Annotated in this window: 16 protein-coding genes; 7 read left to right on the top strand and 9 right to left on the bottom strand. The window is 61.0% G+C overall.

Annotated features, from left to right (window positions below; all coding sequences use genetic code 11):
- Positions 1 to 4: 4 nt before the first annotated feature.
- The 3 genes from ileS to D3878_RS09390 form a co-directional block, all read right to left on the bottom strand.
- Entirely contained in the window at positions 5 to 2,896 is a 2,892-nt protein-coding gene (ileS, locus tag D3878_RS09400) for an isoleucine--tRNA ligase (protein ID WP_119785236.1), read from the bottom strand.
- Between the two features lie 83 nt (positions 2,897 to 2,979).
- Positions 2,980 to 3,957: a bifunctional riboflavin kinase/FAD synthetase gene (locus tag D3878_RS09395; RefSeq protein ID WP_119785235.1), complete on the bottom strand. Its 978-nt coding sequence runs from the start codon at positions 3,955 to 3,957 to the stop codon at positions 2,980 to 2,982.
- Positions 3,958 to 4,072: 115 nt separating this feature from the next.
- Positions 4,073 to 4,798 (bottom strand): 16S rRNA (uracil(1498)-N(3))-methyltransferase, encoded by a 726-nt coding sequence (locus tag D3878_RS09390; RefSeq protein WP_119785234.1) that lies wholly within the window; start codon positions 4,796 to 4,798, stop codon positions 4,073 to 4,075.
- A 183-nt stretch (positions 4,799 to 4,981) separates the two neighbouring features.
- Here D3878_RS09390 and tkt point away from each other — a divergent pair, with 183 nt between their 5' ends.
- The gene (gene tkt / locus D3878_RS09385; RefSeq protein ID WP_119785233.1) at positions 4,982 to 6,979 is read left to right on the top strand and encodes a transketolase; all 1,998 of its coding nucleotides are present in this window, start codon (positions 4,982 to 4,984) and stop codon (positions 6,977 to 6,979) included.
- A 160-nt stretch (positions 6,980 to 7,139) separates the two neighbouring features.
- Positions 7,140 to 8,150 carry a type I glyceraldehyde-3-phosphate dehydrogenase gene (gap, locus tag D3878_RS09380; protein ID WP_119785232.1) on the top strand — a complete coding sequence of 337 codons (1,011 nt, stop codon included), beginning with the start codon at positions 7,140 to 7,142 and terminating at the stop codon, positions 8,148 to 8,150.
- Between the two features lie 69 nt (positions 8,151 to 8,219).
- On the opposite strand, the gene glnE is transcribed toward gap, so the two are convergent.
- Positions 8,220 to 10,940 carry a bifunctional [glutamate--ammonia ligase]-adenylyl-L-tyrosine phosphorylase/[glutamate--ammonia-ligase] adenylyltransferase gene (gene glnE / locus D3878_RS09375; protein WP_119785231.1) on the bottom strand — a complete coding sequence of 907 codons (2,721 nt, stop codon included), beginning with the start codon at positions 10,938 to 10,940 and terminating at the stop codon, positions 8,220 to 8,222.
- A gap of 196 nt (positions 10,941 to 11,136) precedes the next feature.
- Between glnE and D3878_RS09370 the strand changes: the two genes are divergently transcribed.
- The 4 genes from D3878_RS09370 to aroG all read left to right on the top strand — a co-directional run bounded on the left by D3878_RS09370 (position 11,137) and on the right by aroG (position 19,094).
- On the top strand, positions 11,137 to 15,366 hold the full coding sequence (locus tag D3878_RS09370) for a YhdP family protein (protein ID WP_119785230.1): 4,230 nt from the start codon (positions 11,137 to 11,139) through the stop codon (positions 15,364 to 15,366).
- Positions 15,367 to 15,370: 4 nt separating this feature from the next.
- Positions 15,371 to 16,195, top strand: coding sequence for a carbon-nitrogen hydrolase family protein (locus tag D3878_RS09365; protein WP_119785229.1), 825 nt, complete (start codon positions 15,371 to 15,373; stop codon positions 16,193 to 16,195).
- A gap of 100 nt (positions 16,196 to 16,295) precedes the next feature.
- A complete protein-coding gene (tldD, locus tag D3878_RS09360; RefSeq protein ID WP_119785228.1) occupies positions 16,296 to 17,756 on the top strand; it encodes a metalloprotease TldD in 1,461 nt (486 codons plus the stop codon).
- A gap of 270 nt (positions 17,757 to 18,026) precedes the next feature.
- On the top strand, positions 18,027 to 19,094 hold the full coding sequence (gene aroG / locus D3878_RS09355) for a 3-deoxy-7-phosphoheptulonate synthase AroG (protein ID WP_119785227.1): 1,068 nt from the start codon (positions 18,027 to 18,029) through the stop codon (positions 19,092 to 19,094).
- A gap of 70 nt (positions 19,095 to 19,164) precedes the next feature.
- Here the strand turns inward: aroG and D3878_RS09350 are convergent, their stop codons facing one another.
- The 3 genes from D3878_RS09350 to D3878_RS09340 are packed head-to-tail and all read right to left on the bottom strand — an operon-like array spanning position 19,165 to position 20,621.
- Positions 19,165 to 19,809 (bottom strand): retropepsin-like aspartic protease family protein, encoded by a 645-nt coding sequence (locus D3878_RS09350; protein WP_119785226.1) that lies wholly within the window; start codon positions 19,807 to 19,809, stop codon positions 19,165 to 19,167.
- Positions 19,781 to 20,110 carry a hypothetical protein gene (locus tag D3878_RS09345; protein ID WP_147383915.1) on the bottom strand — a complete coding sequence of 110 codons (330 nt, stop codon included), beginning with the start codon at positions 20,108 to 20,110 and terminating at the stop codon, positions 19,781 to 19,783. Before D3878_RS09345 ends, D3878_RS09350 begins: the two co-directional genes overlap by 29 nt.
- A gap of 25 nt (positions 20,111 to 20,135) precedes the next feature.
- Entirely contained in the window at positions 20,136 to 20,621 is a 486-nt protein-coding gene (locus tag D3878_RS09340; RefSeq protein WP_119785224.1) for a YajQ family cyclic di-GMP-binding protein, read from the bottom strand.
- Positions 20,622 to 20,829: 208 nt separating this feature from the next.
- On the opposite strand from D3878_RS09340, the gene murB reads away from it, so the two are divergent.
- Complete coding sequence (gene murB / locus D3878_RS09335; protein WP_119785223.1) at positions 20,830 to 21,858, top strand: UDP-N-acetylmuramate dehydrogenase; 1,029 nt, start codon at positions 20,830 to 20,832, stop codon at positions 21,856 to 21,858.
- A gap of 69 nt (positions 21,859 to 21,927) precedes the next feature.
- On the opposite strand, the gene ppnP is transcribed toward murB, so the two are convergent.
- Both ppnP and argG read right to left on the bottom strand, forming a co-directional pair.
- A complete protein-coding gene (gene ppnP, locus D3878_RS09330; RefSeq protein ID WP_119785222.1) occupies positions 21,928 to 22,239 on the bottom strand; it encodes a pyrimidine/purine nucleoside phosphorylase in 312 nt (103 codons plus the stop codon).
- Positions 22,240 to 22,267: 28 nt separating this feature from the next.
- The gene (argG, locus tag D3878_RS09325) at positions 22,268 to 23,605 is read right to left on the bottom strand and encodes an argininosuccinate synthase (RefSeq protein ID WP_119785221.1); all 1,338 of its coding nucleotides are present in this window, start codon (positions 23,603 to 23,605) and stop codon (positions 22,268 to 22,270) included.
- Between the last annotated feature and the right edge of the window lie 49 nt (positions 23,606 to 23,654).

Here is a 23,654-nt window from a genome sequence, read left to right as displayed (position 1 = left end):
TCTTTCAGGCGAACTTGCGCGCTTCGCCGGCGCCAAACAGGTTGGATACGCAACGGCCGCACAGGCCGGCATGCTCGGCATGGGCGCCGACATCGGCGCGGTAGTGCCAGCAGCGTTCGCATTTTTGCTGCACTGAAGGCGTGACCAGTACCGCTTCTTCATCGGCGCTTGCCACCTGCGTTACCGTTGCCTGCGAGGTGATCAGGATAAACCTGAGGTCGTCGCCAAGGCCGTCGAGCAAGGCGTACTTGTCGCCGGCCGCCTTGATTTCCACCTCGGCCTGCAGGGACGAGCCGATACCACCGGCCATGCGCACTTCTTCCAGCTGCTTGGTGACTTCGGCGCGCAACGCCAGCAGACTGGTGTACTTGCCCAGCAACGCGTTTGCATCGGCGACTTCCGGCAGCACGTGCCAGGTTTGCGTGAAGATGGTTTCGTCGCTGGCGGTATAGGCTGCCTCGCCGGCAAGGATCGGCCAGGCTTCCTCGACGGTGAACGACAGGATCGGTGCCATCACCCGCAGCAATGCCTGGCTGATGTGCCAGATCGCGGTCTGCGCCGAGCGCCTTGCCGCTGAAGTGGTGCCGGCGGTGTACAGGCGATCCTTCAGGATGTCGAGGTAGAAACCGCCGAGATCTTCCGAGCAGTACATCTGCAGCTTGGCGACCACGGGGTGGAATTCATAGGCGTCGTAGTGCTGCGTGATTTCGGCCTGCAGCTGCGCCATGCGGGCGATCGCATAGCGGTCGATTTCCAGCAGGTCGGCAGTCGGCACGGCGTCTTTCGCCGGATCGAAGTCGGAGGTATTGGCCAGCAGGAAGCGCAGGGTGTTACGGATACGGCGGTAGGCTTCGGTGACGCGCTTCAGAATTTCATCCGAGATGGTCAATTCGCCCGAATAATCGCCGGACGCCACCCACAGGCGCAGGATGTCGGCGCCGAGCGTATCGAATACCTTTTGCGGCGACACCACATTGCCGACCGACTTGGACATTTTCTTGCCTTCGCCATCGACCACCATGCCGTGCGTCAGCAAGGCCTTGTACGGCGCGCGGCCGTTGAGCATGGACGAGGTCAGCAAGGAAGAATGGAACCAGCCGCGATGCTGGTCGGAACCTTCCAGATAAAGATCGGCCGGGAAGTGTGATTGCACGGCATGCGAACCGCGCAGCACGGTCTGATGGGTCGAGCCCGAGTCGAACCAGACATCGAGCGTGTCCCTGTTCTTGACGTAATTATTGGCGTCGTCACCCAGCAGTTCTTTCGGATCGATTGCTTGCCAGGCTTCGATGCCGCCTTGCTCGATGCGCTTGGCGACTTCTTCCAGCAGTTCAGGCGTGCGCGGATGCAGTTCGCCGGTTTCCTTGTGCACGAAGAAAGCCATTGGCACGCCCCATTGCCGCTGGCGCGACAAGGTCCAGTCGGGACGGTTGGCGATCATGCCGTGCAGGCGCGCCTTGCCCCATGCCGGATAGAACGATGTTGCCTCGACGCCGGCCAGCGCCGTTTCACGCAAGCTGTCGTTGCTGTCATTCGGCTGGATATCCATGCCGGCGAACCATTGCGAGGTGGCGCGGTAAATGATGGGTGACTTGTGGCGCCAGCAATGCATGTAGCTGTGGTCGAACATGACCAGCTTGAACAGCGAGCCGACTTCTTCCAGTTTGGCGCAAATTGGTTTCGATGCTTCCCAGATCGTCATGCCGGCGAAGAAAGGCAGCCAGGAGGCATACTTGCCGTCGCCCATGACGGGTTTGAGAATCTCGTCATCCTTCATGCCATGCGTCTTGCACGAGATGAAGTCATCCACGCCATAGGCAGGAGCGGAGTGAACGATGCCGGTGCCAGTGTCCAGGGTTACGTAGTCACTTACATAAATTGGTGACAAGCGCTGGTAGCCGGGATCGGCATCATGAAAGGGATGCTTGAAATTGATCATGGAGAGCGCTTCACCCGGCGCGGTCGCAATGATCTTGCCTTCCAGTCCGTAACGCTGCAGGCAGGCAGCAACCAGCTCTACTGCCAGCAATAGCAAAATCGTTTCGCCATTGCGTTCGGTCTGCACCAGCGCATAACGATGGTCGGGATGCACGTTCAGTGCCTGGTTGGCCGGGATGGTCCACGGGGTGGTGGTCCAGATGATGGCGTAACCTCGCATTTCAGCCCCATCCTTGGTCGGCAGCTTGTCGAGGCCGAAGGCGTGGGCGAGCTTGTCCGGTTCCGCGAACGGGAAGCCGACGTCGATCGCCGGATCGCGTTTGTCCTGGTATTCGACTTCCGCTTCGGCCAGCGAGGAGCCGCAGTCGAAGCACCAGTTGACCGGTTTCAGGCCGCGGTAGACATAGCCCTTTTGCATCAGCTTGCCGAGCGTACGCAGTTCATCGGCTTCGTTGCCGAAATCCATAGTCTTGTAAGGGCGATCCCATTCGCCGAGAACGCCCAGGCGGATGAAGCCGGCTTTCTGCCGCTCGATCTGCTCGCTCGCATAGGCGCGCGACTTGGCCAGCACTTCGGTGACGGGCAAGCCCTTGCCGTATTGTTTCTCGATATGGATTTCGATCGGCATGCCGTGGCAATCCCAGCCCGGCACGTAGGGTGCATCGAAACCGCCCAGGGTACGCGCCTTGATGATCATGTCCTTCAGGATCTTGTTCATCGCATGGCCCATGTGGATGTCGCCATTGGCGAATGGCGGGCCGTCATGCAGTACGAACATCGGGCGGCCCTTGGCCGCCTTGCGGATGCGTTCGTAGATTTTCTTGTCCTGCCATTGCTTGACCCATTGCGGCTCGCGCTTGGCGAGGTCGCCGCGCATGGGGAAGGGCGTTTCGGTCATGTTGACCGGGTATTTGCTTTGCGGCTTGGCGGCCGGCTTGTTCGGTTTATTGTCGGACATATTGTCTTTTCACTGAAATTCGGAATACTTTGCATGGCGCCAGGCTTGCGCCCGGGGCCGCCGGGGGAGTGCGCGGGCGAGCGTCAAATTCGGTCGGTGGCCGATACGGCCATCATCCCGGTCTCGCGGAAATGGTCGCGCGCCTGCTCGGCATCGCGCAAGATTGCCGCCGTCAGGGTCGGCAAATCGGCGTATTTTTCTTCGTCGCGCAATTTCTTCAGGAATTCAACCCGCACGACCTTGCCATAGCAGTTGCCGGCATAGTCCAGCACATGGGTTTCCAGCAGCACCCGGCCGCTGTCATCCACCGTGGGGCGCACGCCCAGGCTGGCCACCGCGGGCAGCGGCTGTTCTGCAAGTCCATGTACCAGTACCACGAAAATGCCGGACAACGCGGGGTTTTTGTGGGCGACGCGCAGGTTCAGGGTCGGAAAACCGAGGTCGCGGCCAAGCTTCTGGCCATGGATGACATGCCCGGAAATCGTATAGGGATGCCCCAGCATTTGTGCCGCCCCGCCAAAATCTCCTGCCGCCAGGGCTGCGCGGATAGCGGAAGAGGAAATCCGCTGGTCGCCGTCCATCACGTTCGAGAGCGATTCGACATGGAAGCCATGGCGCCGGCCGGCATCGACCAGGTAGTCGAGATTGCCGGCCCGCCTGGCGCCAAAGCAGAAGTCCTCGCCGACCATCAGCCATTTCACATGCAAGCCTTGCACCAGGATCTTTTCGACAAAATCCTCTGGCGACAGCGCGGCGAAATGGGCGTTGAAGTGTTCGACGATGACGCGGTCGACGCTATTGCCGGACAGTGACAGCAATTTGTCGCGCAGGCTGGCAATGCGCGCCGGTGCCTGCACTGCACCTTTGCTTACTTGCGCGAAAAATTCGCGCGGGTGCGGCTCGAACGTCATGACTGCGGCTTCCAGCCCGAGCCGATCGGCGGCCGCGCGCAAATGCGCCAGCAGCGCCTGGTGGCCACGATGCACGCCGTCGAAGTTGCCGATCGTCAGCGCGCAGGGCGCGCGAGAGGCAGCATTGGGAAGTCCGCGAAATACTCTCATCAAGACAAAAATTGAAAATGCCGCAAAACCTTGAATTATAAATCTTTTCCGGGGGTTCCTGACGGGAAAACCGGATTGCGCTGCGGCGGGGCGGCTTTACAGCTCTGCTACAGCGCTACATCTCCCCCCAAAGGGCATTCAGCGCCGCCAATGCTGCCATGCCGGCGGTTTCCGTGCGCAAGATGCGTGAGCCGATGGACAAGGCGAGGGCGCCATGTTGCATTGCTGTATCTTCTTCCTCCCCTGACAAGCCGCCTTCCGGGCCGATGATCAAGGTAAGGGCCTGGGGCGGGTGATGACGCGCCCAGGCGGTCAGCGACATTTCGGCGCGCGGCGTCAGCAGGATGCGGCGGTGTATATCTTGCCGGGCGATCCAGGATGGGTAATTGGCAATGTCGGCGATTTGCGGCACGCGGTTGCGGCCGCATTGCTCGGCTGCCGATACCGCCACGCCTTGCCAGTGTTGCAATTTTTTTTGCGCCCGCTCGGCTGCCAGGCGCACCACGCAGCGCTGCGCAGCCAGCGGTTGCACGCCTGCAGCGCCCAGCTCTACCGCTTTTTCGATGATCCAGTCCATCTTGGCGGCTTCCGGCAAAGCCTGGGCCAGGATGATGGCATGTGCCAGCTCCGCTTCGCGCCGGGAAAATGCCTTGATTTCCGCCGTTGCCCCCCGCTTGTCGATACTTGCCAGGGTGGCGGCGTATTCGCCGCCCTCGCCATTGAACAGGGTGAGCGTGTCGCCCGGCGCCAGGCGCAGGACCTGGACATGACGGGCGACCGCCTCCGGCAAGGAAATCATCTGGCCGATTGCCAGGGCGTGGGAACAGAAAAATCGCGGCATGGCTGCAGTATCCGGTCAATACGCTTTTATTATCAAAGGTCTGGATCGTATCCCAAAATGCTTGACGGGTGGCCGGCTCTGGTAAAATAACCGGCTTTGCTCCGGCGCACGCTGATTCATCGTCTGCAACAGCGCGCCTGCAACAGCATTTCCTTTCTAATTTGGTAAAGTTCCCTCATTCACATGACTGCCTCGCTCCCGACCTCGAAGATGGCCAATGCAATTCGTGCATTGGCAATGGATGCTGTTCAAAAAGCCAATTCCGGGCATCCCGGCATGCCGATGGGGATGGCAGAAATTGCCGTGGCGCTGTGGTCGAAACACTATCGCCATAACCCGGCCAACCCGGGCTGGAGCAACCGCGACCGTTTTGTCCTGTCGAACGGTCATGGCTCGATGTTGCACTACGCCCTGTTGCACCTGGCCGGCTACGACTTGTCGATGGAAGAAATCGGCAAGTTCCGCCAGTTGCATTCCAAGACCCCGGGTCATCCGGAAGTGGACATCACGCCAGGCATCGAAACCACCACCGGCCCGCTCGGCCAGGGCATCAGCAACGCAGTCGGCATGGCGCTGGCGGAAAAACTGCTGGCGGCCGAATTCAACCAGCCCGGCTTCAACGTCGTGGACCACCACACCTATGTGTTCGTCGGCGACGGCTGCCTGATGGAAGGCATCTCGCACGAAGTGTGCTCGCTGGCCGGCACCTTGCGCCTGTCCAAGCTGGTCGTGCTGTACGACGATAACGGCATTTCGATCGACGGCCATGTCAGCGGCTGGTTCCAGGACGATACTCCGCAACGTTTCGAAGCCTACGGCTGGAACGTGATTCCTGCGGTCGATGGCCATGACGTGGCGGCGGTCGATGCCGCCATCGCGCAGGCGCGCGGCTCTGACAAACCGACCCTGATCTGCTGCAAGACCGTGATCGGCAAGGGTGCCCCCAACATGCAGGGCACCGACAAGGTGCATGGCGCGGCGCTCGGCGACAAGGAAATCGCCGCCACCCGCACAGCGCTCGACTGGCCGCATGCCCCTTTTGAAATCCCCGCCGATGTGTATGCCGTCTGGGATGCCAAGGCGGCCGGCGCGGCCCGCGAAGGCGAATGGAATACTTTGTTCAAGGCCTACGGCGAGCGTTATCCGCAGCAGGCTGCCGAACTGGTGCGCCGCCTGAACGGTGAATTACCCGGCAACTTCCAGCAAACCGTGGACAGCTATATCGCCGCCTGTCTGGAAAAGAAGGAAACCATCGCCACCCGCAAGGCCAGCCAGAACGCCATCCAGGCACTGGCGCCGGTACTGCCGGAATTCCTCGGTGGTTCGGCCGACCTGACCGGCTCCAACCTGACCAACTGGAAGGAGTGCGTCGCAGTACGCGCCGACCAGGCCGGCAACCACATCAACTACGGTGTGCGCGAATTCGGCATGAGCGCGGTGATGAACGGCGTCGCCCTGCATGGTGGCTATATCCCCTTCGGCGCAACCTTCCTGACATTCTCGGATTACAGCCGCAATGCCCTGCGCATGGCGGCACTGATGAAGATCCGCTCGATTTTCGTGTTCACCCATGATTCGATCGGCCTCGGCGAAGACGGCCCGACCCACCAGTCGGTCGAGCATGTTTCCAGCCTGCGCCTGATTCCTGGCCTCGACAACTGGCGTCCGTGCGACACGGTCGAGTCGGCGGTGGCCTGGGCCAGCGCAGTCGAGCGCAAGGATGGTCCGAGCACCCTGATTTTCTCGCGCCAGAACCTGCCGTACCAGGAGCGCGATGCCGCCCAGGTCGCCAACATCCGGCGCGGCGGCTATGTGCTGAAGGATGCGCCGAACGCCAAGGCGATCCTGATCGCCACCGGCTCCGAAATCGAACTGGCGGTGAAGGCCGCCGACGAACTGGCGCAGGCGGGCGTGCCGGTGCGCGTGGTGTCGATGCCCTCGACCGATGTGTTCGATCGCCAGGATGCTGCCTACAAGGCCAGCGTACTGACTTCCGGCGTGCCGCGCGTGGCGGTCGAAGCCGGGGTGACCGGCTTCTGGTACAAGTATGTCGGCCTGGAAGGCGCCGTGATCGGCATCGATACCTTCGGCGAATCGGCACCGGCAGGCGTGCTGTTCAAGCACTTCGGCTTTACCACCGAGAAGGTCGTCGCTGCCGTGAAGCTGGTGGCCGCGAAGTAAGCAAATTGCGGGACAGCATCCTTGCAATTGGGGACAGAGTTAAGTGAAGCGGTACTCTGTCCCCAACCGATTAAGGTAGAGCGGTACTCTGTCCCCAACAAATTAGAGACAAATTAGCGTCAAATTCGATTTTCAGCTCAACCAAGTCCAGGAGAAAACCATGACCATTCGTGTCGCAATCAACGGCTATGGCCGTATCGGCCGCAACGTCCTTCGCGCTCACTACGAAGGCGGTAAAAAGAACGATATCCAGATCGTCGCCATCAACGACCTCGGCAATGCCCAGTCGAATGCCCACCTGACCCGCTACGATACGGCGCATGGCAAATTTCCCGGCACCGTCGAAGTCGACGGCGATTACATGATCGTCAATGGCGACAAGATCCGCGTGTTCGCGCAGCGCAATCCCGCCGACCTCCCATGGGGCGAGCTGAATGTTGACGTGGTGCTGGAGTGCACCGGCTTTTTCACCACCAAGGAAAAGGCTTCGGCCCACCTGAAGGGCGGCGCCAAGAAAGTCATCATTTCCGCTCCGGGCGGCAAGGATGTTGACGCCACCATCGTCTTCGGCGTCAATCAGAACGTCCTGAAGGCGACTGACACCGTCATCTCGAACGCTTCCTGCACCACCAACTGCCTGGCTCCGCTGGTCCAGCCGCTGAACGAGAAGATCGGCCTGGAAACCGGCCTGATGACTACCGTGCATGCCTACACCAATGACCAGGTGCTGACCGATGTGATGCACGAAGACCTGCGCCGCGCCCGTTCCGCCACCCAGTCGATGATCCCGACCAAGACCGGCGCCGCCGCCGCTGTCGGCCTGGTGCTGCCGGAATTGAACGGCAAGCTGGACGGTTTCGCGATCCGCGTGCCGACCATCAATGTCTCGATCGTCGACCTGTCCTTTATCGCCAAGCGCGACACCACCGTGGACGAAGTCAACGCCATCATGAAGGAAGCTTCCGAAGGCGCGCTGAAAGGCATCCTGACCTATCAAACCGAGCAACTGGTGTCGGTCGACTTCAATCACAACCCGGCTTCGAGCAATTTCGACGCGACACTGACCAAGGTGTCGGGCCGCCTGGTGAAAGTCACTTCCTGGTACGACAACGAGTGGGGCTTCTCCAACCGCATGCTGGATACCACCGTTGCACTGATGTCGGCCAAGTAATTCTGGTTGTATCAAGATGAAAAACGCCCCGCTGGCCGGGGCGTTTTTTATGGTGGTGCGCAGTCCGGTTCAGCCGAATATGCGTGTCCAGAGCTGCCTGACTGCTGCCGCGTCCTCCTCCACGCGTGCCACTTCCACGCGCGTCTTGTCTTCGCCCTGCAGCCGGATCTGGTGCTGCAGCTTGCGGTAGCTGCGATAGGCGTTGGCCACCTGCTCGGCCAGCGCGGCATCGATCAGGCCGAGCTTGCCGCACAGTTTCAGCAAGGCGATGTTGCCGATATCGGCAACCAGTTCCGGATGCTGTGCGGCGTAGCGCAGGATCAGGTACTGCACCATGAATTCGATATCGATCATGCCGCCGTCGTCATGCTTCAGGTCGAACAAGGTGCTGGCATTCGGATGGCCGGCGTGCATCCGCTGCCGCATCGACATGACTTCCTGCCGGAGCGCCTTGTCGTCGCGCGGCTGGCGCAATACCGTTTCGCGGATCGCCTCGAAGCGCGCGCCGATGGCGGCGTCGCCGGCGCAGAAGCGGGCGCGTGTCAGCGCCTGGTGTTCCCAGATCCAGGCCGATTCCGCCTGGTATTTTTCAAAAGAAGCGACGCTCGTGACCAATAGGCCACTGGCGCCGTCCGGGCGCAGGGCGACATCGACGTCGAACAGGATGCCGGCGGCAGTGTGGCTGGTCATCCAGGTGATGAAGCGCTGCGCCAGTTTGGCGTAGTGGGCCGGCGCTTCCTGGTCGTCGTCGTCGTAGAGGAAAATGACGTCGAGGTCGGAAGCGTAGCCGAGTTCCTTGCCGCCCAGCTTGCCATAGGCGATCACCGTGAATTGCGGCGTTTCGCGGTGGCGGCTGGCGATGGTTTGCCAGGCTGCCTGCACGGTGGCGCCCACCAGGATATCGGCCAGCGTGGAAAGATGGTCGGCCAGCCTTTCGACGCTCAGATCGCCTTCGAGGTCTTGCGCCAGCAGACGCATCAATTGCGCGTGATGCATCTCGCGCAGGATATCCATCTGCCGCTCGGTATCGCCGGCCGCCGCATCCATCTGGCGCTGCAGTTCGGCGCTGAAGGCAGACCAGTCCGGCGCGGCTTTCAGGGTGCGGTCGTCAAGCAATTCATCCAGCAGGATCGGATGACGCGTCAGGTATTGGGCCGCCCAGTTACTCGAGTGCATCATGCGAATCACCCTTTTGAGCGCGTGCGGGTACTCGATCAGGAGCGCCAGATAGGCGGCGCGCCGCACGATCGCCTCGAAGAAGTCGAGCAGGCGGTTGAGGGTGACAGTTTGCGTGTCGCGGCAGGCGGCAATCAGGGGCAGGGCGGAATTGATCAGGGCGATGACGCGGTTGCGGCTGGTCGCCGGCAGCGATTGCAGGCGCGCCGACTGCCAGGTCGCCAGCAGGCGCTGGGCTGCCGCGGACGGGTCGACGAATCCCAGCGCCGCCAGCGACGCTTGCAAGGCGTCGGGGTCGTCGCCATGCGCCAGCGCGGCCTGGATATCCACCTGGCTGCCGTCCTCGTCGCTGTCCTGGCCGCTCTTGTCGGCGAAAATCGCGTCGAACCGTGCGGCCACGAAGCGGCGCCAGGCGTCCAGCGCCGTCAGCAGCGCCGGCGTATCGGCAAAGCCCATCATGTTGGCGATGGTCAGGCGGTCTGCTTCATTGGCCGGCAGGGTATGGGTCTGGCCATCTTCCAGGTACTGCAGGCGGTGTTCCAGATTGCGCAGGAAGGTGTATGCCGCGAGCAACTGCTCAACCTCCTCGGCGCCCAGCAATTGCTTGGCTGCCAGGGTGCGCAAGGTGGTGCGGGTGGAGCGGTCGCGCAGTTCGGCATCGCGGCCGCCGCGGATCAGCTGGAATACTTGCGAAAGGAATTCGATTTCGCGGATGCCGCCGCGTCCCAGCTTGACGTTGTGGCTGCGCTCCGGGTGCCGGGTTTCCTGGCGTACGACCTCGGCGCGGATTTGCGCATGCATGCCGCGCATCGCCTCGATCGCGCCGAAATCCAGGTAGCGCCGGAAGACGAAGGGCTTGACGATGGCTTCGAGTGCGCTGATATCCTCGGCCTGGCCGGTCAGCGCGCGCGCCTTGACCCAGGCGTAGCGCTCCCATTCGCGCCCTTGCACGATCAGATATTCCTCGACCATGCCGAAGCTGGCTGCCAGCGGCCCCGAGGCGCCGTTCGGCCGCAAGGCCATGTCGACGCGGAAGGTGAAACCGTCCTCGGTGATGTCGCCGATGTCCTTGATCAGGCGCTTGCCAAGGCGCGTGAAAAATTCATGATTGGACAGGGATCGCTGGTCGGCGCTGTCTGTGCGGGTTTCGCCGTCTTCCGGATAGACGAAGATGAGGTCGATGTCGGATGAAACATTCAATTCCCGCCCGCCCAGCTTGCCCATACCAAGCACGATCAGCTCCTGGCGCCTGCCGGATTCGTCGCCGATGGGCGTGCCGTGACGCGCGATCAGTTCCGTGCTCAGCGCTGCGACATGGGTGCGCAGCACGAACTCGGCCAATTCGCTGATGGTGGTCACCACTTCGTTCATGTCGGCGCGGCCGGTGAGGTCACGCTCGATCAGGACGGCAACGACGAGGTTGCGCAGGCGCCGCATGGCGCGCGGCAAGGGCATGCCGGCCGCCATTTCATTTTGTAAAACTTTGGCAAAAATCTCCGGGCCAAGCGATAATCCGGCAAGGCTTGCCGCCATTGCCGGGCGTGCCGGATCGGCCGCCAGCCAGCGCGAATAAAACCGCGAGGAAATGGCACCAGTCAAAGAATGAATTGTCATAGGTAAATTGCAGTGAGCGTGGCCATGCCGGCTTTCTGGCGAGCAAGACTAGGGGCTATGGGTATGATTGCGGATAAGGCATGATTTTTATTACTTTATTGTACGCCGGGTTTGGTGCGACAGTGCTGAGGCCGTTGCCAATTGCGATTTCCCAAGGTCAAAACCCCCGCGAGGCAGGGACGAAGCGCGCCGATTGATGCCAAGAGACCAATATTTTCCTTCCCCGATACGCCGGCACCTTGGTGCATTCTGGGCGACGGCGCGGCATGCGTGGCGCTACGCCAATATCGCCAGCCACCACATTCTGGGGGGGCTGTTCAAGCTGCTGGTCCTGGCCTATTTCCTGTTTGCCGCACTGATCCTGGTGCTGCGCTACGCAGTCTTGCCGAATATCGACGTCTACAAGCCGGCCATTGAGCAAATGGCCAGCCGTGCGCTGGGGCGACAAGTTGCGGCGGGCAGTCTGCAAGCTTCGTGGCGCGGCCTGCGCCCGCACCTGAGCATGACCGACGTGGTGGTGCGCGACCCCGCCGGCCAGCCGGCCCTGGTATTGCCGAGGGTGTCGGCAACCCTCGCCTGGTCTTCGGTGCTGGTCGCCGACCTGCGGCTGCAGCGGCTGGAAATCGACCAGCCTGACTTGGCCATCCGGCGCGACAGTGACGGTCTGCTCCACGTTGGCGGCATCCTGGTGGATCTGAATCAGGAAGGCGATGGCAAGGGCATGGACTGGGTGCTGGCGCAGGAGGAGATTGTGATTCGCGGCGGGCGCCTGAGCTGGCTGGATGAAAAGCGCGGCGCCCCGGAACTGGCATTGCAAGGGGTCGATTTTGTCATGCGCAACCATTGGCGGCGCCATCGCTTCGCGCTCAGGGCGACACCACCCCCGGCATACGCGCAGCCGCTGGATGTGCGCGCCGACTTTCAGCATCCGCACTTTGCCAAACGGATTTCCGACGTCAGGCGCTGGACCGGCGACTTGTATGTGGACGTGCGCGAAACCGACTTGACAGTATGGAAAGCCTACGTGAATTATCCAGTCGAGCTGACACAGGGGCGCGGCTCGGTGCGCGCCTGGCTCGCTTTCGACCAGGCCAGGGTTGCCGATTTCAGTGCCGACCTGTCCCTGGCCAATGTCCACACCCGCTTGCGCCACGATTTGCAGCCGCTGGATCTGGCGCAGGTCGATGGCCGCATTTCGGTCAGCGAAGAAATCGACCCGCAGCGTCAGGACGGCACGCCGACTTTCGGTGCCCATGGCCATGCGATCGCACTGGCCAATTTCTCGTTCAGGACTCGGGAAGGGCTGGTATTTCCGAGCACCACCTTGTCCGAACGCTATACTCCTGCCCGGAATGGGCAGCCGGAAAAATTCGAGGTGACGGCCAAATTGCTCGATTTGCATACCGTTGCCAATTTTGCAGAAAAATTGCCGCTGCCCGCCGGCCAGCGCGAGATGCTGGCCGACTTTCTGCCGCGCGGACAACTCAAGGATTTTTCCGTGCAATGGCAAGGCAGCTATCCCGCGCTGGCAGCGTATCGCGTCAAGGGGCATTTTGCCGGCTTGAGCATGCAGCCCCAGGCGCCGCGTCCGGCGCGCCCGAAGACTGCCACCCAGCCGGCCCAGGCAGCCTTGCCGGCGATTCCCGGTTTTGCGAACCTGAGCGGCGCGGTCGATGCCAGCGACAAGGGCGGCAGCTTTCAGGTGCTGTCGAATGGGCTTGAACTGAATCTGCCAGGCTATTTCAGCGAGCCGGTCATGGCGTTCGAAAAACTCGACATGCAAGCCAGCTGGACCTTCCAGAAGGACGAGCAATTACTGCTGGAAATAGACCGTATGGACTTTGTCCAGGATGGCCTCGTGGCCTCCCTGTCGGGGCGGCATCTGATGCCCTTGCAGGCCCGGCAGGGCGCACCGCTTGGCCAGATCGACCTGTCCGGCAAGATCGCTGAACTGGATCTTGCCAAGGTGGGGCGCTACCTGCCGCTGCAAACGCCGCCGGAAACCCGCGCCTGGCTGGCGGGCGGCCTCGAAAGCGGCAAGGCGCACAATCTTGCGCTCAGGATCAAGGGCAATCTGGCCGATTTCCCCTTTCGGGCCGAGCGGCCCGGCGTCAAACCGGCAGGCGAATTTACCTTGAGTGGCAGGATCGCCGATGGCCGCCTGAATTACACGCCAGGCGTATTCGCGGCGGATGGCAAGACGCCGCTCTGGCCGCTTCTGCACGACATTCAGGGCACGATCGCCTTCAACCGCGCGCGCCTGGAAATCAATGCAAATAGCGGCAAGACTGGCGGGGCTACGGTAAGCAACGTCAAGGCGGTGATTCCGGATCTCCTGTCCGATCACCCGCTGCTCGATATCGATGGCCAGGCAGAGGCGGCATTACAGGATTTCATCGCTTATGTGAACACCAGTCCGGTGGCGGAATGGATCGGCCACTTTACCGAAGACAGCAAGGCCAGCGGCAAGGCGAAACTGGCGCTGAAGCTGCAATTGCCGCTGAACGACGTCGAAAAAGCGACAGTGCAGGGGGCCTTGCAATTCCTTGGCAATGATATCGGCCTGTTCAATGGCTTGCCGACCTTGTCGGCCACCAGCGGCAAACTCGAGTTTTCCGAGCGGGGCCTTAGCCTGCCATCCATCAAGGCGGGTTTTCTGGGCGGTGCAACGACCATCACCGGCAGTACCCTGCGCGACGGCAGCATCGTGATCAAGTCTGCTGGCAACCTGACCGCCGACGGCCTGCGCAAGGCCTATGCCGCGCCGGCCATGCAGCGCATCGGCCAGCGCATCAGCGGCGGCACGCGTTATGCGGCCCAGATCCGCGTCAAAGCCGGCGGGCAGACTGACGTCACGGTCGAGTCGAGCCTGCAAGGCATTGGCCTGGATCTGCCCGTGCCCTTGAAAAAGGCGGCCCGCGACACGCTGCCCTTCAAGCTGGAATTGACCAGCAAGGGGGATGCCACTGCGGACAGCTTGCGTGACGAAATCAGGCTATCTGCCGGCACCGCCATCGCGGCCTGGTATGAACGCGAAAAGCCGCGCGCCAACCATGCGTCCTGGCGGGTCTTGCGGGGAGGCATCGGCATCAATGTGCCGGCACCGCAGCCAGATAGCGGCGTGATCGTCAATGTCAGCTTGCCGTCGTTGAATATCGACGCATGGAGCCAGCTGGTGTCGAGTATTCTGGATGGCGGCAAGGCGCCGTTGCCGGCAGGCGTAGCCGGCAACGGCGCAAGCGCTGCAGCGACCCTCGACCTGTCGCCGTATCTCGAGCCGGAAGTACTGGCGGCGCGCGCCACCGAGCTGATCGTCGCTGGCAAGAAGCTCGACAACGTGGTGGTGGGCGCTTCGCATCTGCCGGGTGCATGGCAAGCCAATATCGATTCCGATCAGGCATCCGGCTACGTCACCTGGCATGAGTCGCCATCGGGCAGGGGACTGGGCAAGGTGACGGCGCGCCTGGCGTCGCTGGTGGTGCCGAAGTCGGCCGCCTCGGATGTGTCGGAACTATTGGAAGGGAAGCAGGAAACTTCGTCGATCCCTGCGCTGGACATCACTGCGGAAAATTTCGAACTGTTCGGCAAGCGCTTTGGCCAGCTGGAACTGCAGGCCAACAACATGCGTCCGTCGGGCGGCATGCGCGAATGGCGCATCAACAAGCTGGCGATTGCCAATCCGGACGGCGAATTGCAGGCCAAGGGAAAATGGCTCAGCCGCGATGGTGTCAGTCAGTCGAGCCTGGATTACACGCTGGATATTGTCGATGCCGGCAAATTGCTGGACCGTTTCGGGTTCAGTAATGTCCTGCGGGGCGGCAAGGGGAAAATGCAAGGCGAATTGCGCTGGAAGGGCTTGCCTTTTGCGCTGGATATTCCCTCGCTGGATGGCCAACTGAGCCTGGATGTCGGTGCCGGGCAATTCCTTAAGGTCGACCCCAGCGCCGCCAAGTTGCTGGGCGTGTTGAGTCTGCAATCCCTGCCGCGCCGCCTGGCGCTGGATTTCCGCGATGTGTTTTCGGAGGGCTTTGCCTTCGATGGTATCGTCGGTTCGGCGGCAATCGCACACGGCGTGGCAACAACTGACAATTTCAAGATGCGCGGCGTGAGCGCCACCGTGCTCATGGGCGGCACGGCGGATATTGCCAAGGAAACCACCAACCTGCATGTGGCGATCATCCCCGACATCAATGCGGGCGCTGCCTCGCTCGTGTATGGTTTGGCAGTCAATCCGGTGATCGGCCTGGGTACCTTCCTGGCGCAACTGTTCTTGCGCGATCCCTTGATGAAAGCCTTTACCTTTGAATACCAGATCACCGGCCCCTGGAAAGACCCGGTGGTCACCAAACTCGGCCGGAAAAGCGACGCTGCCGCCGGCCAAAGCGGTGCTGCCGGGGCCAGGGCCAATAGCGAAACGGTGAATTAATGCCATGACCAATCCCATGCAAAAAAATATGCCAATCAAAGTCGCCGCAGTGCAAATGGTTTCCACGCCTGATGTGGAAGAAAATTTCGCGGCTGCGCGCCGCCTGGTCGCCGAAGCGGCCGGGCAGGGCGCGCAGCTGGTCTTGCTGCCGGAATACTGGCCGGTCATGGGCATGCAGGACACGGACAAGCTCGGCCTGGCCGAAGCCCTCGATGGCGGACCGATCCAGCGCTTCATGTCGGATCTCGCCCGCGAGCACAAGCTCTGGCTGATCGGTGGCACCTTGCCGCTGGTGGCGCCGGAAGCCGGCAAGGTAATGAATGCCACGCTGGTGTATGGCCCGGATGGCGCCATGGTGTCGCGCTACGACAAGATCCATTTGTTCAGTTTCACCAAAGGCGAGGAATCCTACGACGAGTCGCAAACCATCGTGCACGGCAAGGATGTTACGGTGTTTTGCGCGCCTTTCGGCGACATTGGCCTGTCGGTCTGCTATGACCTGCGCTTTCCGGAGCTGTACCGCGCCATGGGACCGGTATCGTTGATCGTGGTGCCGGCGGCGTTTACTTACACGACCGGGCGGGCGCACTGGGAAATCCTGTTGCGCGCGCGGGCCATCGAAAACCAGTGCTATGTGCTGGCGGCCGCTCAGGGCGGCAAGCATGTGAACGGCCGGCGCACCTGGGGCCACAGCATGCTGATCGACCCGTGGGGGGAGGTCAAGGCCGTCTTGCCGGAGGGCGAAGGCGTGGTGACAGGGGCGTTCGATGCGGCGGAACTGGCGCGCGTGCGCGAAAACCTGCCGGCATTGCGGCACCGCAAGTTGTGAGTGGCCGCCGGCACAGCGCCGGCTTGCCAGATGTTCTACAATGCCCTTTTGCCGGACTGGTTTCATCCGCTCCGGTAACCTTTATCTCTCCAGCCAGCACATGAACCCATTTGAACCGAACCTGACCGCGCTTGCCACCGCCCGCGACATCCTGCTCACGCCTTTCGGGCTGGATGAATCGAAGCTGCTCACGACGCTGGGCACGATGTTTACCCACAAGGTCGATTATGCCGACCTGTACTTCCAGTTCACCAAGAATGAAGGCTGGAGCCTGGAAGAAGGCATCGTCAAGACCGGCAGTTTTTCGATCGACCAGGGTGTCGGCGTGCGGGCGGTATCGGGCGACAAGACGGCGTTTTCCTATTCCGACGAAATTTCCGAACGTGCCTTGAATGAGGCTGCTGCCGCCACGCGCACCATCGCGCGCCAGGGGACAGGCAGGATCAAGGTGGCGCAATCCATCCAGCTCGGCGGCAGCCGCCAGCTGTACTTGCCGAACGATCCGCTGGTGTCGCTGGACGCCACGCAGAAAGTGAAGCTGCTGGAAAAGGTCGAGCGCATCGCCCGCGCGCGCGACCCGCGCGTGGTGCAGGTCATGGCAGGGCTGGCCGGCGAATACGACGTGGTGCTGGTGGTGCGCAGCGACGGCGTCATCGGCGCCGACATTCGTCCGCTGGTGCGCCTGTCGGTGACGGTCATCGCCGAACAGGATGGCCGCCGCGAGATGGGTTCATCCGGCGGCGGCGGGCGTTACCGCTACGATTACTTCACTGATGAGTTGCTGGAGAAATACGCGGCCGAGGCAGTCGATTCGGCGCTGGTCAATCTCGATGCCCGGCCGGCGCCGGCCGGGCCGATGACCGTGGTGCTGGGGCCGGGCTGGCCGGGTGTGCTGCTGCACGAGGCGGTCGGTCATGGCCTGGAAGGCGACTTCAACCGCAAGGGATCGAGTACCTTCGCCGGTCGCATCGGCGAACGTGTCGCCGCCAAGGGTGTGACCGTGGTGGATGATGGCACGCTGGCCGACCGCCGCGGCTCGCTCAACATGGATGACGAAGGCAACCCGACCCAGTGCACCACATTGATCGAGGATGGCATCCTCAAGGGCTATATCCAGGATACCTTGAATGCGCGTCTGATGAAGATGCCGGTCACCGGCAATGCGCGCCGCGAATCTTTTGCGCACCTGCCGATGCCGCGCATGACCAATACCTACATGCTGGCTGGCGACAAGGACCCGGCCGAAATCATCGCCTCGGTGAAGAACGGCCTGTACGCGGTCAACTTCGGCGGCGGCCAGGTCGACATCACCAATGGCAAGTTCGTGTTTTCCGCCAGCGAAGCCTACATGATCGAGGACGGCAAGGTCACCTATCCGGTCAAGGGCGCGACCCTGATCGGCAATGGCCCGGACGTGCTGCATCGTGTTTCGATGATCGGCAACGACATGTGCCTGGATCCGGGCATCGGCGTGTGCGGCAAGGAAGGCCAGAGCGTGCCGGTGGGCGTGGGCCAGCCGACCATGCGTATCGATGGCATGACGGTCGGCGGTACGGCGTAAGGCAGCCCCGCGGGCGTCAAGCAGGGGATTTTTTGTTAAAATGGGACATGTGCTTGCCAAATGGCCCGATTTGCTGCAATATTTCCCTATCAGAGAAATATTTTTGTGATATTCATGAAACCCGCACGCTTTTACTTTTATTTTTACTTTAGCTATTCCAGCCCAACGGCGGTGGAAAAGCGGTAAGCGCGCGAGTAAAAAGCTTAAACCGAATTTCTGAAAAAACCGCCAGTGATGGCGGTTTTTTTGTTAACCCTACTGGAGAAAAAGATGCCGCGCACTGACGATCTGAGGATCCGAGAATTGAAAGAATTGACCCCCCCTTCGCATCTTATCCGCGAGTTTCCATGCTCGGGCAAGGTCGGCGAAGTCGTCGCCAATGCGCGTACGGCATTGCATCGCATCCTGCATGGCCAGGATGACCGCCTGATGGTGGTGATCGGCCCGTGCTCGATCCACGATCCCAAGGCCGCGCTGGAATACGCCAACCTGCTGGTGAAGGCACGTGAACGCTTCGCCGGCGAACTGGAAGTCGTCATGCGCGTGTATTTCGAAAAGCCGCGCACGACGGTCGGCTGGAAAGGCCTGATCAACGACCCTTACATGGATAACAGTTTCCGTATCAATGACGGCTTGCGCATGGCGCGCGAGTTGCTGGTCAAGATCAACGAGATGGGCTTGCCGGCCGGCACCGAATTCCTCGACGTGATCAGTCCGCAGTATTTCGCCGACCTGGTGAGCTGGGGCGCGATCGGCGCCCGCACCACCGAATCGCAGGTGCATCGCGAACTGGCATCCGGCCTGTCCTGTCCAGTGGGCTTCAAGAATGGCACCGATGGCAACATCAAGATCGCGGTCGATGCGATCAAAGCGGCATCGCAGCCGCACCACTTCCTGTCGGTGACGAAGGGCGGCCATTCGGCGATCGTCTCGACCGCCGGCAACGAGGATTGCCATATCATCCTGCGTGGCGGCAAGGCACCCAACTTTGATGCCGCCAGCGTGGAAGAGGCCTGCCAGGGCATCGCCAAGAATGGCCTGGCAGCACGCCTGATGATCGATGCTTCCCACGCCAACAGCTCGAAAAAACCCGAGAACCAGGTGCCGGTGTGCGCCGACATCGCCGGCCAGGTCGCCAGCGGCGATACCCGCATCGTCGGCGTGATGGTGGAATCGAACCTGGTGGCGGGCCGCCAGGATCTGGTGGAAGGCAAGGAGCTGGTATATGGCCAGTCGATCACCGATGGCTGCATCGACTGGGAACAAAGCCTGGGCGTGCTGCAAGGCCTGGCCGATGCGGTCAAGCAGCGCCGCTTGCGGGATACGGAAGAAGCCTGAGTTTCACCAATTTCACCAGGCTATTCATGATGCATGCGATGGGCGCGGGTTTTCCGCGCCCATTTTGTTATCAATAGCGCCTGGAGAGGGTAAGCAGATCGCCTTCGCGGCGTATGTCGGTGCGGTTCAGGAAGGACATGCCGAGCAAAATGACCGGCAAGCCGCCTTCATGCACGGTGGCCTCGACCTGGTTCAACTGGATATCGCCGATCCTGACGGTATCCAGCGTGACCCGGTACACCGGCTTGACGCCGTTGGCGGTGCTGGAATAGCCAAGCTGGCCTTTCTTGTAATCGATCCCCAGGCGCGTGGCGTCGCCGGAGGGCAGGGCGATCATGCTGGCGCCGGTATCGACCAGCATGCGCACGGTACCGCCATTGATTTGGCCTTGCGCCATGTAGTGGCCCTTGCTGTCGGCGTGCAGGGTGATGCTGGCCGGGCCGGAAGGCGCAGTGCGATTGAAATGCTCGCCCAGTTGCAGGGTTTGCCGCTTGCCGTTTTCTTCCAGCGTGGCCGTGGCGCTGCCAACGCTCGTCAGTTTGATAGTGCCGGCCACGGTATTGCCTACCGAATAGGTCTTGGGGTTGCCGCCGTTGACCACCAGGACGGCCTTGCCGGGAAATACGCCGATCAGGTCGATGTCGGCGGCAGCGACGCCGCCCGCATACAATGCGGCCGCCAGCAGGCTAGTTGCTACGCATGAAATCGAGCGCATGGCGGGAGCTATTAGTCGAGAAAAGGGGTTCCGGCAGAATTTCCTGATGCAGGCGCAACAGAGTATGGATTTCATCCCAGACTTCAGGGGGGAAGCCGGCACGGCCGCCGCGCTCGTCGATGGTCAGCTTGGTGAAGTAGGTATTCAATTCCTTGAATCCCCACAGCGCCTGGATGGCCGACAGGATGTGCGGGAATTGCACTTCCAGGGCGCTCATGCAGGACGCTGGCTGGTCGCCGCCCTGGGGCACAGCGTCTGCGGTGGCAGGCGGGCTGGAGGCGGGGAAGCGGTAGCGCGGCATGATACTCTCCCAGAAATCGAGCATGCTAATCGCGGAAATTGTTGAATTCCAGCGGTAGATCGGTGACGTCCTTCTTCAGCTGCGCAATTGCCGCCTGCAAGTCGTCGCGTTTGGCGCCGGTGATGCGCACGGCTTCGCCCTGGATGCTGGCCTGCACCTTCATCTTGCTATCCTTGATGAGGCGCACGATCTTCTTGGCAGCGTCGGATTCGATGCCATTCTTGATCTTGATGACCTGCTTGACCTTGTCACCGCCGATTTTCTCGATCTTGCCATTGTCCATGAAGCGCACATCCACGTTGCGCTTGACCAGCTTGGCGGTCAGGACGTCGCGCACCTGATTCAACTGGAATTCCGAATCGGCATACGCGGTCAGGTCGCGTTCTTTTTGCTCGATACGCGCATCGCTGCCCTTGAAATCGAAACGGGTCGCGATTTCCTTGTTTGCCTGGTCTACGGCGTTCTTGACTTCAACCAGGTTGGCTTCGGAAACGACATCAAAAGAGGGCATGACTTTAAATCCTTATTCAGCGGCGGCAGTTTTCACATGCCGCCAGTAATTGCATATTCAATAAGCTGCCATTCTAACCAACCCCGCAACAGGTGGCTAGAGGCTTGTCATCCTGGAAAATTGGTGAAGATCAAGTTAGCTTGCGACATTGGCTGCCAGCGCAAGTGTCCCTGTCATGGCGCCGGCTTGCGACTATAATTTGTCCCCTATGACGGCTATTCCCATTATTCAATCCGATTATCCCCTGCGCGACCATAATACTTTTGGTATAAATGCAATTGCGAAACGATATGTAACAATTACTTCTGCAAAGATGTTGCTGGAGGTGAATGTTTCTTCGGAATTGGCTGGTTTGCCTCGCCTGGTGCTGGGGGGCGGCAGCAATATCCTGTTGACCGGCGACTTCCCTGGCGTTGTATTTCACATGTGCATGAAGGGCATCGATATCGTCGGCGACGATGCCGAGATGACCTACGTGCGCGCGGCAGCCGGCGAGAACTGGCACCAGTTGGTGCGCTGGACCCTGGCGCGAGGTTTGGGCGGGCTGGAAAACCTGTCCTTGATTCCGGGCAGCGTCGGAGCTGCGCCGATTCAGAACATCGGTGCCTACGGTGCCGAGCTGAAGGATTGCTTTCATAGTGTCACCGTCCTCGATCTTGAAAGTGGTGCCGTGTCGACCCTGGACAAGACGACTTGCGCCTTCGGCTATCGCGACAGCATCTTCAAGCAAGCCTTGCGCGAACGCTCGGTGATCCTGGATGTCAGCTTTGCGTTGCCGAAACAATGGCAACCCAACCTGCGCTATGCCGAGTTAAGCCAGGAAGTGACAGCACGCGGCTTGTCCGACCCGAGTGCGGTGGAGATCAGCGATGCCGTGATGGCCATTCGTACCCGCAAGCTGCCCGATCCGGCCGTAATCGGCAATGCCGGCAGCTTCTTCAAGAATCCGGTGGTACCGGCGCAGCAGCGCCATGCCTTGCTGGAACGCTATCCGCAACTGGTCAGTTATCCGCAGGCCGATGGCAGCTACAAGCTGGCCGCTGGCTGGCTGATTGATCAGTGCGGCTGGAAAGGTGGCAGCCTGGGCGCGGCCGGAGTCTATGAAAAACAGGCTCTGGTGCTGGTGAATCGGGGCGGGGCTTCCGGCCAGGACATACTCACCCTGGCGCGCAAGATACAGGACGATGCGCTGGCCCGCTTCGGTGTAAGGATCGAGCCGGAGCCAGTGTTCGTCTGACCCGCAATTGCAAAGGGCCGCATGGAAGCGGCCCTTTGCATACGAATGCCTTGTGTCGGCGGGTCAGGTTCAGCCGAAGTGGCAGACGTAGTCGACGGTTTCCAGGGTTTCGATATCAAAGCTGGAATTGCCCGGTACTTGAAAACGCTGGCCGGCTTCGTAGGTTTGCCATTCGCCATCCTTCTGGCGCACGCGGCATTTGCCGCCATTGATTTCCATAATTTCCGGTGCGCCGGTGCCAAACGTCAGCGACGATGGAAAAATCACGCCGATGGTTTTCTTGGTGCCGTCAGGAAAAATGATGTTGTGCGAAACGCATTTGCCATCGAAAAAGATATTCGATTTCTTGATCACCGAAACGTGGTCGAATTGTGTGCTCATGATGTCGTGTCTTCCGTTGAAAGAGGGGTTACTCGTCGCTGTCTTTGTTCAGGCGCGGCAGTGCAATTGACGAGCTAGAAGAGAGTAAACCAGCCTTGCTGTAGATGCCAAGCTTGGCGCGCGTGTCAGTGATGTCCAGATTGCGCATCGTCAATTGTCCGATGCGATCTTGCGGCGTGAAGGCACCTTCGCCTTTTTCCATGGTCAGGCGTTCCGGCTGGTAGCTCAGGTTGGGCGATTCGGTATTCAGGATCGAGTAATCGTTGCCGCGCCGCAGTTCCAGCGTGACTTCGCCGGTGATGGCGCCCGCGACCCAGCGCTGCGATGCTTCACGCAGCATGATTGCTTGCGGATCGAACCAGCGGCCCTGGTACAGCAGGCGGCCGAGCTTGCGGCCGTTGTCGCGGTATTGCTCGATCGTATCCTCGTTGTGAATGCCGGTGATCAGGCGTTCGTAGGCGATGAACAACAGCGCCAGGCCCGGGGCTTCGTAGATGCCGCGGCTCTTGGCTTCGATGATGCGGTTTTCGATCTGGTCGCTCATGCCGAGACCATGGCGGCCGCCGATGCGGTTCGCTTCCAGCAGCAGGTCGACCGGGTTCGCAAAGGTCACACCGTTCAGGGCGACCGGACGGCCTTCCTCGAAACGCACGCTGACTTCCTCGCGCTTGACTTCGACGTCGTCGCGCCAGAACGCCACGCCCATGATGGGCTCGACAATCTTCATGCCGCTGTTCAGATGCTCGAGGTCTTTCGCTTCATGCGTTGCGCCCAGCATGTTGGAGTCGGTCGAATACGCCTTCTCAACCGACATCTTGTAGTCGAAGCCGGACTTGATCAGGAACTCCGACATTTCCTTGCGCCCGCCCAGTTCCTGGATGAAGGTGTCGTCCAGCCAGGGCTTGTAGATGCGCAGCGCCGGATTCATCAGCAGGCCGTAGCGGTAGAAGCGTTCGATGTCGTTGCCCTTGAACGTGCTGCCGTCGCCCCAGATGTCGACCTGGTCTTCGTGCATCGCGCTGACCAGCATGGTGCCCGTTACCGCGCGGCCCAGCGGCGTCGTGTTGAAGTAGGTGACGCCGGCGGTCGAGATGTGGAACGCGCCGCATTGCAGCGCGGCGATGCCTTCTGCGACCAGTTGTTCGCGGCAATCGATCAGGCGCGCCAGTTCGGCGCCGTACAGCTTGGCCTTTTGCGGGATCGCCTCATAGTCGGTTTCGTCGGGCTGGCCCAGATTCGCGGTGTAGGCATATGGAATCGCGCCTTTCTGGCGCATCCAGTGCAGTGCTGCGCTGGTGTCGAGCCCGCCGGAAAAGGCGATGCCCACTTTTTGGTTGACGGGGACGGACTGGAGTATGGTCGACATGATTTCTGATTCGCCTGCTTGAAATGTGAATGAAGTTGAAGGGACGATG

Source organism: Noviherbaspirillum sedimenti, assembly GCF_003590835.1.
Classification (GTDB): domain Bacteria; phylum Pseudomonadota; class Gammaproteobacteria; order Burkholderiales; family Burkholderiaceae_D; genus Paucimonas; species Paucimonas sedimenti.
This window is presented reverse-complemented; position numbering and strand designations above follow the sequence as displayed.